Genomic DNA, 12,730 nt, shown 5'->3' with positions numbered 1-12,730 from the left:
ACTGTTCCTCCTTGAATAGCAGCGAGCGCCGGATGCCGCCCGCGCGGTCAGGCTACCGACACATTTACTACGTTGTAAAGGATCAATTACAACGTAGTACTCAATTCTTGCCCGCAAAGACTACGAAGGGGGACGGCGCAGGCGCGCCTGTTCGCGACGATGGAAAGGACGATTTACGACGTTGTATATCGTATGCGGCGGAAATCGACTCATCCCGGACGAAGGACGGATTCCTCGCGGAGAGGATCGGGTGTGGTCCCCCACGCCCCCGGGATGGCCGGATGGTGGCAGGGCCACCCGAGTCGGTCAGATCACAGCCTCCGACCACGTGTCCGGGTTGCCGAAGCGGTGGGCGGTGATCGTCACCGACTGCTCGTGCACGAAGGGCAGCAGCTCGAGCCGGCCGGACGTCGTCACCTCGTTGTCGTAGACCGCGAGGTCGGGGCTTCCGCCCGTGGCCTGCGCGAGGTGGCGATGCAGGTCGGCGACGGCATCCCGCGAACCGACGAGCCGGGCGCGGGGCGCACTGGATGCCGAGACCCGGGCGATCCATTCGTCGTCGGACTCGACGTGCACCGCGACCCCGGCGTCCGAGAGGATCCGGCCGACGCCTGCGGGCAGACCCGTGGCGAGCGAGAGCGTGAACGACCCGCCCGCCCGCACGCCCGCGATGGCGACACGGAGAACCTCCTGCAGCGACGCGGCCGGGGCGGCGCGCACCGAGACCTCGACCGGGCGGTACCGGAACAGGTTGCGCTCGATGCCGAGCTTCGAGACATCCCGCACTCGCCCGAACTCGCGGTCCCAGGCGACGGCGTCCGACAGCGCGGCGCGCCGCAGCCAGTCGAACGCGGGGTAGTCCAGCGCCGGTTGGGCCGCCTCCATGAGCGTCGCGATCCGCGAATCGAGTCCGCGCAGGTGCAGGGTCGACGAGCCTCCGCCTGAGGACGCGCGCCACGACCCGAGCCCCACGAGGTAGTTGGGTCCGCCGGCCTTCGCGCCCGCGCCGACGGACGACCTCTTCCAGCCGCCGAACGGCTGGCGCTGTACGATCGCGCCGGTGATCCCGCGGTTGACGTAGAGGTTGCCGGCCTGCACCTTCTCGAGCCACAGGCGAAGGTCGTCGGGGCTCTGCGTGTAGAGCCCCGCCGTCAGGCCGTAGGCGACGGCGTTCTGCAGCTCGATCGCCGCGCTGAGCGTCGGCGCGTGCATGACGCCGAGCACCGGCCCGAAGAACTCCTCTGTGTGGAAGCGCGATCCCGCGCGCACGCCGACGCGGATTCCGGGGGACCACAGCCGCCCCTCCAGCTCGGGCCCGGCGTCCACCCGCCGCGGCTGGAGCAGCCAGTCCTCGCCGTCGTCGAGGGTCGTGAGCGCCCAGTCGAGCTTGCCCTGCGGCACCTCGATGACCGGACCGACCTCGGCGAGCGGGTCGGACGGCGGCCCGACCCGCAGGGAGGTCGCGGCATCCACGAGCTGTCGCGCGAAGCGCTTGGACCGCCCGACCGGACCGACCAGGATCGCGAGCGAGGCGGCGGAGCACTTCTGCCCGGCGTGCCCGAACGCACTCTTGACGAGATCGGATGCGGCGAGGTCGAGGTCGGCCGTGGGCATGACGATCATGGCGTTCTTGCCGCTCGTCTCCGCCAGCAGGGGCAGCTCCGGCCGCCACGAGCGGAAGAGGGCGGCCGTCTCGTACGACCCGGTGAGGATGACGCGATCGACGTCCGGGTGCGCGACCAGCTGCCTGCCGAGCGCCCCCTCTTCGATGTCCACGAGGGCGAGCACGTCGCGAGGCACGCCGGCCTCCCACAGCGCCTCGGCGATGACCGCTGCACAGCGCCGGGCCTGCGGCGCCGGCTTGAACACCACGCCCGACCCTGCCGCGAGCGCGGCGATGACACCGCCCGCGGGGATCGCGACCGGGAAGTTCCACGGCGGGGTCACGACCGTGAGCCGCGCGGGCACGAAGACCGCGCCGCTCACGCTGTCCAGCTCACGGGCCGTGGCCGCGTAGTAGTTCGCGAAGTCGACGGCCTCGCTGACCTCGACGTCGGCCTCGGCGAACACCTTGCCGGTCTCGGACGCGGCGACCTCGATGAGCTCCCCGCGTCGCGCCTCGAGGGCGCGCGCGGCCGCGAGCAGCACAGTCGAGCGCTCGGCGGCGGGCAGCGAACCCCAGGATGCCGCGGCCCCGCGCACGCCCGCGACGATCCGCTCGAGCGTGCCCTCGTCGGTGACGCGCGCGTCGGCGAGCGTCGCATCCCCCCGTGTCGACGACTCGATGCGCGTCACGATGTCGCGCGCCCATGCGCGGTTCGCGGGCAGTGCGGGATCGGAGTCGGGCGTGTTCCGGAAGCCCGGAGCGCCCTCAGCCGCAGCGCCCGATTCCCGGGCGGCGTAGACGGCGGTCTCGACGTAGTCGTCGTTGCCGAACCGCTGCGACTCGGCGCTCGGCGCGAGGGGCTGCGTGTCGCGGGGCTCCTCGTTCCGCGCGTCGCCGCGAGCGATGCCCAGGACGGCCTCGGTCAGCGCGTCGTCGTCGCCGCGCGCGGCAGTGCGGAGCCGCACGCGACCGGGGGGCGCGGGCTCGGCCGCGCGGTCCTGCCGGCGGTTCGCCCCGGTCGGGAGTGCCGCGTCCACGGAGCGCTCGAGCGATGCGAGGAAGCGGTCGCGCTCGCGCTCGAACAGCGTCGGCTCGTCGGCCAGGTGGAACGCGGCGGAGAGGAAGTTCTCGTCGGAGGCGTTCTCCTCCAGCCGGCGGACGAGATAGCTGATGGCGACGTCGAACTCGTCGGGGCGCACGACGGGCACATAGAGGAGCACCTCGCCGACCTCGCGCGTCACCGCCTCGACCTGGCCCTGGGCCATGCCGAGCAGCATCTCGAACTCCACCCGGTCCCGTACGCCGCGCTCGCCGGCGAGCAGCCACGCATAGGCGACGTCGAACAGGTTGTGGCCCGCGACGCCGATGCGCACGGCATCCACCCGCTCGCGCTGCAGCGCCACGTCGAGGCACCGGATGTAGTTCGCGTCGGAGTCGAGCTTGGAGCCGTAGGTCGCAAGCGGCCACCCGTGCATGACCGCATCCACCCGCTCCATCGCGAGGTTCGCGCCCTTCACGAGCCGGATCTTGATCGGCGCACCCCCGTCGGCGACGCGCTGCTGCGCCCACGCCGTGAGGCGCTCGAGCGCCGGGAGCGCATCGGGCAGGTAGGCCTGCAGCACGATCCCCGCCTCGAGCGTCTTCAGGCGCGGGTCGGAGAGGATGCGGGTGAACACCGCGATGGTCAGATCGAGGTCGCGGTACTCCTCCATGTCGAGGTTGATGAACGTGGCGTCCTGCGCGGCGGTCAGATACAGAGGTGTGAGCCGCTCGACCACCTTGTCGACGACCTCGTCGAACGCCCACATCGAGATGTGGCTGACGACGGCCGAGACCTTGACGGACACGTAGTCGACGTCGGGGCGGCGGATCAGCTCGTGGATGCCGTCGAGCCGGCGCAGCGCCTCGGTCTCGCCCAGCACGGCCTCGCCCAGGAGGTTGAGGTTCAGCCGGTGTCCGCCCGCACGGATCTTCTCGAGCGCCGCGCCGAGCTTGTCGGGGCGGGCGTCGACGATGAGGTGCCCGACCATCTCGCGCAGCACACGGCGGGCGATCGGCACGGTCGGGGTGGGCAGCACCGGTGCGACGGCTCCGCCGGCGCGGACGGCGGCCCGGAGATACCAGGGCAGGAACTCCGGCACGAGCGGCGCGACGCGATGCAGGTGGGATGCCGCGGCCGACAGGCTCTCCGGTCGCATCACGCCGTCGACGAATCCGATCGTGAACGGCAGACCGTTCTCATCGCGCAGCACGCCGGCGAGGCGCTCGGCGGAGGGGTCGACGTCCGCGGCGGCGGCCTCGCGCACCCAGCGCTCGGCGAGGGCGACCGCGCGGTCGGAGAGATCCGCGCCGATCCGGGGGGACGGCGTCGTGGGGACTGACATGAGGACCTGCTTCGCTGCAAGAGGGCAGAGGGGATGCTTCCAGCTTGCCTCGTGCGACCCATCGACAAAAGCGACCGTCTACGATGGGTACTGATCGAAGACTCTGAAGGGTTCCCACTGCATTGTTCGAGCTGCGCCGCCTTCGGCTGCTGCACGAGCTCGCACTGCGCGGCACGCTCGCCGCCGTCGCCGAGGCCCTGTCGTACAGCCCGTCGACGGTCTCCCAGCAGCTGGCCCAACTGGAGAAGGATGCCGGCGTCCCGCTGCTCGAACCGGACGGTCGCCGCGTCCGGCTCACCGAGTACGGCGCGGCCCTCGCAGCGCATGCGGCGCGGGCGCTGGAACTCGAGGAACGGGTGCGCGGCGAGCTCGCTGCTCTCGAACCCGGCTCGGGCCGCGTGCGCGTCGCCGCGTTCCAGACCGCGGCGCACGACATCCTTCCCGCCGCCCTCGACCTCCTCGCCGAGCGCAGCCCGCGCCTGCGCGTCGAGGTCGCCGAGCTGCCGCCCGAGGAGGGGCTGTTCGAGCTCGTCGCGCGCGGGGTCGACCTCGTCGTCGCCGAGCAGTACCCCGGCCACACCCGCGAGCGGGTGGGCGGCCTCACCCGCGAGACGATCGGGGGTGACGCCATCCGTCTCGCGACACCGCCCGACGACGACTCCCGTTCCCTCGCGGAGCTCTCCGGGCGCGCTTGGGTCATGGAGCCCGAGGGCACCGCAGCCCGCCAATGGGCCGTGCAGCAGTGCCGCGCCGCCGGTTTCGAGCCCGACGTCCGGTTCGAGATCGCCGACCTCACCGCGCACGCGCGGCTCATCGCAACGGGCCACGCGGTCGGGCTCCTGCCGGACCTCTTGTGGACCGATCAGCGGGCGAACGTCCGGCTCGTCGATCTGCCCGGGCACCCGACGCGTGAGATCTTCACCGCCACGCGCGCATCGGCGACGGCCCAGCCCGCGGTCGCGGCCACGCGCGACGCGCTGCGCGACGCTTTCGGCGCCCGGCGCTCACAGCCGTCGTTCACTCAGCCGACGTAGCATCGCTCGACCCGTCTCTTCGCGCCTCCGGAGCATGCCCGATGCCCTCCTCTTCGCGACGCCCTGCCCGCCCCCTCGCCTGGATGATCGTCGGCGCCGCCTGCCTGGTGGTCGGCACGCTGATCGTGACCGGTGTGTCGGCCGCCGCGGGGCGCACATCGCCTGCGGCCACGCACGTGAGCGCCGCGCCGATCGCGCACGTCCCGCGCGCCACGTCGGGGAGGATCGCCGCGCCCGGCCAGTGCACCCTGCACTACGTGGGCCCGGACATCCGCGTCGCGCCCGGGCAGCAGCTCATCGGCACCCTCTACGACCGGCTGCCCATCCCCCAGCGCAGCGGAGAGGTCTTCGCGGGGTGGTACCGCACGGCGGCGGGCGCAGCATCCATCGATCAGCTCGACCGGGTCAACGGCGGACAGGTCGTCGCCTGCCCGTCGGGGTCGCAGACCCTGTACGGGGGATGGATGACGTCGGCCGCCGTCGCCGCGGAGAAGGTCGGCGTGCCGATCCTGATGTACCACCAGTTCACCCAGAACCCGGCCGGTCAGAGCGGGCCGCTGAAGGCGAACTACGACTACATCGGGGCATTCCAGGAGAACATCGCGTATCTGTCCCAGAAGAGGTTCTACTTCCCGACGTGGGATGAGTTGAACGCCTTCATCGACGGAAAGCTGTACCTGCCGCATCGCTCGGTCATCGTCACCGACGACGACGCCGACCCGACCTGGGAGACGATGGGCGTTCCGATCGTGACGAAGTACAAGGTGCTGACCACGTCCTTCGTCATCACGAGATACCGGCAGGCCCCGTCGCCGTCGGTCTATGTGCTCCAGCGCTCGCACACGAACGACATGCACTCCGCCGGCGCCAACGGCAAGGGCAAGATGGTGAACTTCACGGTGCCGCAGATCGTCGCCGACCTGAACACCTCCGTGCAGATCCTCGGCGGCGCGCGCGCGGTCCTCGCCTATCCGTTCGGGCATTTCGACGCCACCGCCGAGGAGGGCCTGCGCGAGGCGGGGTTCGAGCTGGCCGTCACCACGGAGCACGGATACGTGCATGCGGGGGCGGCCAAGCTCGAACTGCCGCGGATGCGCGTCAGCTACGGCATGAGCCAGCAGCAGTTCGTCGACATCGTCGGCTGATCAGCTCGACCGCAGATCCGGCGGCGGATTGTTCGGCACCGGCGTGCGCTCGTTCTGCGCCCGCTGCGCGGCTCGCGTGTCCTGGCCGACGTAGGGGTCGGTCTCGTCCGCCTTGCGGCGCGTCTCAGCCTCCTGCGTGCGGAGCTTCTCGGCTTCGGTCCGGTGGTCGTCGATGACTCCGGAGCGACGCTGGGCGTCGACGGATGCCTGGGCCGCGCGCGCTTTGGCGTCCTCCGCTGCCGCGGCCGCGGCAGCGGCATCGGCGCGAGCTCGAGCAGCTTCGGCCTCGTGCTGCTGCGCCCTGATCGCGGTCTCCCGGGCGTCGTTGCGCATCTCCTCGGCCTTGTTGTGCTGGACCTCCAGGTGGTGCTCACGGCGCCCACGGGCAGTCGCGACAAGAGCGATGACGACGCCGGCGATCACCAGGACGACGATGATGCCGACGACGATCCAGATGAGGGTGCTCGGATTCACGGCGCACTCCTTCCATTACGCGCCGATCGGGACACCGGCGCTCGACGGTCCACGAAACCCGAAGAAGTGGCCTTCGCCTACGGGCTTGACCGAGGCGGAGCGGTGCGCTACCCGTCGCTCAGTGCCACACGCTGGGCGCCGGACGGCGCGTGGAGGGCAGGGCGGATGCGGCGGCCCATTCGTGCACCCACGGCTCGACGTCCGGCACACCCTCCGGACGCCCGACCGCGGCGAACAGCTCATCGTGCGACAGCGTGCCACCGGACTTCTTGAGCAGGCGGGCCCGCACGATGGCACGCGCGTACACCTCGCCGGCCACCACCGCACGATGCTCCATGTAGACCGCGCGGTCGTCGTGACCGAGCATGCGCGATTCGATGACGAACCGCTGCCACAGCTGCAGCGACTTGCGGAACGTGATGGTCTCCGACGACACCACCGCGTACCACCCGTGCGAGTTCATCGCATCCCAGATCCCCGTCCGAACGAGCAGATCCCAGCGGCCCAGATCGAAGAGCGACAGGTAGCGGCCGTTGTTCATGTGCCGCAGGATGTCGATGTCCGTCGGCAGCGTGGTCAGCCGGATGCGGCTCACCTCGGACGGCTCGAGCGCCTGCCCGCGACGCAGTCGACGTCGGGCCGCGAGGTGCACGAGGAGCGTTCGCCAGATCACGTTCACGAGGGGCGATCGTAGCCTTCCTCGATTGATCCAGGGATTCGATTGTGGAATGCCTACAGCACGATGTCTCGCCGGTGCGTCGTCGGCCGAGCGAATCAGGGACTCGCGGAGGGCTGCGGCATCCGCTTGTCAACCCCCGTTCACCTGGCGTTCCTTCGATTTCCGGTCAGCGCGGGACCCGCGTAGAGTCTCGCGCATGGCTACCGAGATGCACACCGAGGTTGTTGTCCGTCCGGTCCGTGACGTGGATGCGGAAGCCCTCGGCCGCGTGCACGCGACGTGCTGGCACGAGACATACGACCACCTGATCAGCAAGGCCGCGCTCGAGGCCGTGTCGCCCAAGCGCCTCGCTGAGCTGTGGACGCACTGGGCTGCTCAGGGTCCCGAGTTCACGATGCGCGCCGCCCTCGTCGACGGCGAGATCGTCGGCTTCGTGGGCTCCGGCCCCGCTCGCGACAAGGACGCGCCGCGCTTCCGCGAGCTCTACTTCATCTACCTGCTCGATGCCTACCACGGCACCGGCATCGGCCAGCAGCTGTTCGACGCGGCCGTCGAGGAGGGCGAGGGGATCTATCTGTGGGTCGCCGACGACAACCCTCGCGCACACCGCTTCTACGTGCGCAACGGCTTCCAGCTCGACGGCGCACAGCACACCGAGCCGTTCCTCGGCGAGACGCTGACCGAAGTCCGCTTCGTCCGCTGATCATCCGCGCGTGCTGACGGTCTGGACGCTGCCCGGCATCCCCGAGATCACCGCCGGCGCCGACCTCGTCGGCCTCATCGCGGATGCCGCGGGCGACACGCTGCGCGACGGCGACATCCTCGTCGTCACTTCCAAGATCGTCTCCAAGGCCGAGGGCCGTTTCGTGACGGCCGATGACCGCGAGGACGCGATCACGGCCGAGACGGTGCGGCTCGTCGCATCCCGCACCTCCGACACGGGCCACACGACCCGCATCGTCGAGAACCGTCTCGGCATCGTGGCCGCCGCCGCGGGGGTGGATGCCTCGAACACGCCGGAGGGGACCGTCCTGCTGCTGCCCGAGGACCCGGATTCATCGGCCCAGCGCATCGCCGCCGGCCTGCGCCTGCGGCTCGGGGTCGAGGTCGGCGTCATCGTCTCCGACACGCTCGGTCGCGCGTGGCGCGAGGGTCAGACGGACTCCGCGATCGGGGCGGCCGGCATCCACGTGTTCGAAGACCTGCGCGGGACGACGGATGCCGAGGGCCGCCCGCTCGTGGTGACCCTGCCGTGCGTCGCGGACGAGCTCGCCGCGGCCACTGACCTCGTCAAGGGCAAGGCTGCGCGGCTGCCGGTGGCGGTCGTGCGCGGGCGCGCGGACCTCGTCGGCCCGCTCGACCTGCCCGGGGCGCGCTCGATCGTGCGCCCCGCGGAACGCGACATGTTCCACCGGGGCGCCGACGAGGCGTACGCCGACGGATACGCCGCGGGCGCGGCATCCGTCAGCGACTGACCTCCGGATGCGTCAGCGCAGGCGCGCGATCGCCCGCTCGTGCACGCCCGGATCCGACCCCATACCGGCGGAGGACTCGGGGCCGTAGACCACGAGCTCGTCGAATCCCAGCTCGGCCGCGCGCTCGGCGGCGGCGACGTATTCGTCGACGCTCGTCGTGGGTCTCACCCGGCCGAAGCCGAGAAGCAGCGACCGTCGCACCGAGCGCGGATCGCGCCCCGCAGCCACGCATTCGTCGGTGAAGCGCGACATCTGCGCGTGAAGGAGGGACCAGAACTCCTCGGCCTCGAGGGCGGTGGAGCCCGGACCGCCGTAGGTGTTCCACGAGTCGGCGTGCGCGGCCGCGAGCGCGAGGGCGCGGGGACCGTGGGCGGCGATCATGAGCTCGGGCGCCTGGGTGCCCTCGGGCATGGCCGTCGTCTCGAGGCCGTGGAACGAGATGGTCCTCCCCTCCCAGTCCGTCGCTCCGCCGAGCACCGCGAGGTAGCCGTGCAGGACATCCGCGAACCGCGCCGACATCTCGCCGATCTCGTCGCGTCGCCCGTGATCGGCGAGCGCGCACGTCGGCGATCCCATGCCGAGCCCGAGGACGAGCCGTCCGCCGGTGATGTCCTGCACGGTCATCGCGACGCGGGCGAGCACGACCGGCGTACGCAGGACAGCGGACGCCACGAGCGTGCCGAGGCCGATGCGCTCGGTCGCCGCCGATGCGGCTGTCAACGTCGTGAACGCCTCGCCGAGCCACTGCCCCGGCGCGGTCACGTGGGTGAGATGGTCGTACGTGTAGACGACGTCGTAGCCGACATCCTCCGCCCACCGATACCACCCCACCTGCTCGCGCCACGGTCCGACGGGAGGGATGACGAGACTGATCCGGTCGAGTGCCATGGCGAACATGCTCGCACGTGGCGGCGGCGCGGACGAGGACTCGACACCCCCGACACGGACGAGGGGGATGCCGCCCGGCACCCCCCTCCTCCGTTCTCGTGCTCACTCCGTGGGCTGGAGCGTGACCTGCCCGGCGGAGACATGCACCTCGACCGTGCTGCCGGCACCCGAGTGGTTCCCGAGCCGGTTGTCGAAGTGACCGGCCGAGACGTCGGAGGTCACGTCGTACTCACCCTGCGGAAGCGACAGCGTCAGGGCGCCCGCATCCACCTGCACCTTCGTGCTGCTCGGCTGACTCCCGCTGAGCACCGCGGTCATGGCGCCGGCGGTGACGGTCAGGTCGGCGGTGTCCACGCCGGACAGATCCAGGTCGCCCTTGCCCGCGCTCGTCTTGGCGACGAGGTCTGTGGCCGATCCGTCGATGCGTGCCGAGCCGGCCTGCAGGTCGAGGTTCACCGCGCCGAACTGCCCGGTCGCCGTCAGATCGCCCGCGGCGACGGTCAGGGACGCATCCATCCCCTGCATCGAGGTCGGCAGGCGCAGCGTCGCCTGATCCGACGGCCCGAACAGGCCCTGCCAGCCGAAGCGGCTGTCAGGCGAGCTGACGACGAGCTTCGTGCCGTCCACGCGCATCGTCCACGGGCCGGAGGCCGCCGAGGACTGCGCCTCGATCTGCGGCTTCGGCACGTCGGCGAACTCGATCTCGAGGCGCCCCGCCGACAGGTGGACGTCGAGGCTCTGCACGCTCGAGGTGTCCGAGGCCGTCACGACGTCCGTGCGGTGGACGCTGGACAGGACGGTGCCCAGGGCGGCCGTGCCGGCCGTGCCGAGGATGACGACGGCGCCGAGCACCATCGCGACGATCGCGACCGCCCGGGAGGGGCCGCTCGGTCCACCCGCCGGAGGTGCTGCCGGTGCCGGAGGCGGCGGTGTCATGGTGGTGCTCATCGGAGGTCTCCCGTCTGCGGCTGCGCGCCGCTGTGCGAAATGTGCGCGAGCGCCGCGAGGACGCGGCGGTTGCCCGACTCATCGGGCTCGAGGTCGAGCTTCTGGAACAGCGACGTGATGTGCTTCTCGACGCTGCCCTCGCTGATGTGCAGCGTCTGGGCGATGGCCTGGTTGGACTTGCCTTCGGCGATCAGCGCCAGCACCGTGGACTCGCGGTCGGTGAGCCGCTGCATCCGCTCGTCGCGCGTGCGCCGCCCGAGCAGCTGCGCGACCACCTCGGGATCGAAGACGGTGGCACCGCCGGCGATCTGCCCGACCGTGTCGAGGAACTCCCCGACGTCGGCCACCCGGTCCTTCAGGAGGTAGCCGAGGGCGCCGCCGCGGCCGGCGATGAGCTCCGTGGCGTACCGCTCCTCGACGTACTGCGAGAGGACCAGCACAGGCAGCTCGGGGTTCTCGGCCCGCAGCCGCAGCGCCGCCCGGATGCCCTCGTCGGTGTGCGTGGGAGGGAGGCGGACATCCAGGATGCACAGGTCGGGCGCCTGCGTACGGGCGGCCTCGTCGACGCCGGAGGCGTCGGGGAGGGCGGCGACCACGGTGTGGCCGGCATCCTCGAGCAGGCGCACGAGCCCCTCGCGGAGCAGGACGGAGTCCTCGCAGATCAGAACGCGCATGGGATGCTCACCTCCACCGTCGTCGGCCCGCCGACCGGGCTCTCCAGGCGGAAGGTCCCGCCGACTCCGAGCACGCGATTGCCGAGACCGTCGAGGCCGCCGCCCGGCACGATCGTCGCGCCGCCGATGCCGTCGTCCTCGATCCGCGCCCACAGAATGCCGGTTCCGGCCGGTGCCGCGGACTTCCCCGGGGCGGGTTCGGCGACCCGCTGCCGGACCAGCACACGGCACTGCGCGGCGCGGGAGTGCTTGGCGGCGTTGGTGAGCGCCTCGGCGATCACGAAATAGACCGCCGCTTCGACATCCGGGCTGCACCGGTGCTCGAGCCGCACGTCGAGCACGACGGGCACGGGCGAGCGCGCGGCGAGCGCGGAGAGCGCGGCGTCGAGTCCGCGATCGGTCAGGACGGACGTGTGGATGCCGCGGGCCAGCTGCCGGAGCTCCGTGATGGCGGCCTTGGTCGAGGTGTGCGCCTCGGCGATGAGAGCCTTCGCCGCCTCGGGGTCGTCGTCGATCTTCTGCTGCGCGAGCCCGAGAGTCATCCCCACCGAGACGAGACGCGGCTGGACGCCGTCGTGCAGGTCGCGCTCGATGCGGGTGCGCTCCACGTCGGCCGCGCGCACCGCTCCGGCGCGCTGGGCCTGCGACGTGCGGGCCTGCTCGGCGAGCACCGCCTCGCGCGACGGCACGAGGATCACACGAGCCAGCAGTCCGGCGAGCCACGCCAGGCCGATGATGATCGCCACGCCGATGATGATCTGGCCGATGCCGACGGGTACGGCCCAGGCGACGGGGACGCTGATGCCCGTGCCGCCGATGCCGACCTGGTCCGATGTGGCCGTCAACGGCAGGAACAGCATCGAGATTCCCGCGGCGATGCTGCGCACTTGGGCGAGGACGATGACACCGAACACGGTGGCGATCGCGGCGCTCGCGACGGCGCGCCACATCGAGAGGTCGATGAATTGCAGCCACAGCGTGCGGAGGAACCCGGTGAAGCCGGGCCGCCCGCTCGTGCGGGGCCGGCGCGGCGCCAGCCCGAATCCGTACAGCCCCTCGACGCGCGCGACCTCGACCCACCCGAGTGCGAACAGCAGGTACTCGAGGGCGATGAGCAGGAGGATGCCGATGCCGAACACGACCAGCAGGCCGATGCCTGTCGCGAGCACGGCGAACATGATGCCGAAGTAGGCGGAGCCGATGGCGCCCATCGCGGCGAGCTGGAGCGCTGAGCCGGCGATGCGCCCGGGCGTCGCGATGCGGGACCGGGCGGGCGCCGAGGCCGTCGGGCCCATGCGCCCTGAGGCGGCAGGCAGTGGGCCCGCGGGATGAGGAGTCGTCGTCATGCCTCAAAGGTAGGACGGCGCATCCCACCGCGCCCCTGAGGCATCCGGACAGTTCTCTTCCGGTTATCCCCCGGGGG

General features: G+C 71.3%; 11 protein-coding genes. 4 read left to right on the top strand and 7 right to left on the bottom strand.

Annotated features, from left to right (window positions below; genetic code table 11):
* Positions 1-306: 306 nt before the first annotated feature.
* Positions 307-3,990: a proline dehydrogenase family protein gene (locus SM116_RS03485; RefSeq protein ID WP_320943077.1), complete on the bottom strand. Its 3,684-nt coding sequence runs from the start codon at positions 3,988-3,990 to the stop codon at positions 307-309.
* A gap of 122 nt (positions 3,991-4,112) precedes the next feature.
* Here SM116_RS03485 and SM116_RS03480 point away from each other — a divergent pair, with 122 nt between their 5' ends.
* Complete coding sequence (locus SM116_RS03480) at positions 4,113-5,024, top strand: LysR family transcriptional regulator (RefSeq protein WP_320943076.1); 912 nt, start codon at positions 4,113-4,115, stop codon at positions 5,022-5,024.
* 41 nt (positions 5,025-5,065) lie between these two features.
* Positions 5,066-6,169: a polysaccharide deacetylase family protein gene (locus SM116_RS03475; protein WP_320943075.1), complete on the top strand. Its 1,104-nt coding sequence runs from the start codon at positions 5,066-5,068 to the stop codon at positions 6,167-6,169.
* Here SM116_RS03475 and SM116_RS03470 read toward each other — a convergent pair whose 3' ends face one another.
* Together SM116_RS03470 and SM116_RS03465 are read right to left on the bottom strand one after the other, a co-directional pair.
* Positions 6,170-6,643 (bottom strand): hypothetical protein, encoded by a 474-nt coding sequence (locus SM116_RS03470; protein WP_320943074.1) that lies wholly within the window; start codon positions 6,641-6,643, stop codon positions 6,170-6,172.
* 118 nt (positions 6,644-6,761) lie between these two features.
* Positions 6,762-7,322 carry an acyl-CoA thioesterase gene (locus SM116_RS03465; protein ID WP_320943073.1) on the bottom strand — a complete coding sequence of 187 codons (561 nt, stop codon included), beginning with the start codon at positions 7,320-7,322 and terminating at the stop codon, positions 6,762-6,764.
* A gap of 196 nt (positions 7,323-7,518) precedes the next feature.
* Between SM116_RS03465 and SM116_RS03460 the strand changes: the two genes are divergently transcribed.
* On the top strand, positions 7,519-8,025 hold the full coding sequence (locus SM116_RS03460) for a GNAT family N-acetyltransferase (protein WP_320943072.1): 507 nt from the start codon (positions 7,519-7,521) through the stop codon (positions 8,023-8,025).
* A gap of 10 nt (positions 8,026-8,035) precedes the next feature.
* On the top strand, positions 8,036-8,797 hold the full coding sequence (gene cofE / locus SM116_RS03455) for a coenzyme F420-0:L-glutamate ligase (RefSeq protein ID WP_320943071.1): 762 nt from the start codon (positions 8,036-8,038) through the stop codon (positions 8,795-8,797).
* 12 nt (positions 8,798-8,809) lie between these two features.
* Here cofE and SM116_RS03450 read toward each other — a convergent pair whose 3' ends face one another.
* The 4 genes from SM116_RS03450 to SM116_RS03435 all read right to left on the bottom strand — a co-directional run bounded on the left by SM116_RS03450 (position 8,810) and on the right by SM116_RS03435 (position 12,653).
* Complete coding sequence (locus SM116_RS03450) at positions 8,810-9,685, bottom strand: LLM class flavin-dependent oxidoreductase (protein ID WP_320943070.1); 876 nt, start codon at positions 9,683-9,685, stop codon at positions 8,810-8,812.
* 102 nt (positions 9,686-9,787) lie between these two features.
* On the bottom strand, positions 9,788-10,633 hold the full coding sequence (locus SM116_RS03445) for a hypothetical protein (RefSeq protein WP_320943069.1): 846 nt from the start codon (positions 10,631-10,633) through the stop codon (positions 9,788-9,790).
* The gene (locus SM116_RS03440) at positions 10,630-11,307 is read right to left on the bottom strand and encodes a response regulator transcription factor (protein WP_320943068.1); all 678 of its coding nucleotides are present in this window, start codon (positions 11,305-11,307) and stop codon (positions 10,630-10,632) included. The genes SM116_RS03445 and SM116_RS03440 overlap by 4 nt, the downstream gene beginning before the upstream one ends.
* On the bottom strand, positions 11,295-12,653 hold the full coding sequence (locus tag SM116_RS03435) for a sensor histidine kinase (protein ID WP_320943067.1): 1,359 nt from the start codon (positions 12,651-12,653) through the stop codon (positions 11,295-11,297). The genes SM116_RS03440 and SM116_RS03435 overlap by 13 nt, the downstream gene beginning before the upstream one ends.
* Positions 12,654-12,730 lie beyond the last annotated feature (77 nt).

This window comes from Microbacterium rhizosphaerae (assembly GCF_034120055.1).
GTDB lineage: Bacteria > Actinomycetota > Actinomycetes > Actinomycetales > Microbacteriaceae > Microbacterium > Microbacterium rhizosphaerae.
Note: the sequence above shows the minus strand (reverse complement) of the source record. Positions and strands in the feature narration are given on the sequence as shown.